This is a genomic window from Caldisericia bacterium, assembly GCA_026414995.1.
Taxonomy (GTDB): Bacteria; Caldisericota; Caldisericia; order B22-G15; family B22-G15; genus JAAYUH01.
The window spans coordinates 1-546 of the sequence record JAOAHY010000050.1 but is presented as its reverse complement, the minus strand read 5'-3'; the positions used below and the strand labels follow the sequence as shown (position 1 = coordinate 546).

Sequence of the window (546 nt, the reverse complement as noted above, 5' to 3'; positions counted from 1 at the left end):
ATGTTGAGGCATCTCATCATGAAATTGCACCAGGGCAACATGAAATAGATTTAAAAAAGGATTATGCACTAAATACAGCAGATAAAATAATAACATTTAAACAGGTAGTAAGAAAAATAGCAAGAAATCATGGTCTTCATGCAACATTTATGCCAAAACCATTATATAAGGCAGCAGGTTCAGGAATGCACTTAAATATATATGTTTATAAAGATGGAAAAAATTTGTTTTATGATGAAAATGATAAGCTTAATTTATCTAAAGAAGCGTATAACTTTATAGCAGGACTTATACAACATGCAAAGGCAATTTGTGCAACAACAAATCCTAATATAAATAGTTATAAAAGATTAATATCAGGATATGAAGCTCCTATGTATATATCATGGTCATGTAGAAATAGAAGTCCACTTATTAGAGTTCCTTCTAAAATAGAAAAAAATACAAGAATAGAACTTAGAAATCCAGACCCTTCTTGTAATCCTTATTTAGCATTAGCTGTAATAATAAAGGCTGGATTAGATGGAATTAAGAAAAATCTAATGC

1 protein-coding gene is annotated in these 546 nt (G+C 29.1%); it reads left to right on the top strand.

Going from position 1 to position 546, the window contains the following annotated elements:
• Positions 1-546, top strand: a 546-nt coding sequence (locus N3D74_06735) for a glutamine synthetase (protein ID MCX8095859.1), incomplete at both ends; no start/stop codon positions are given.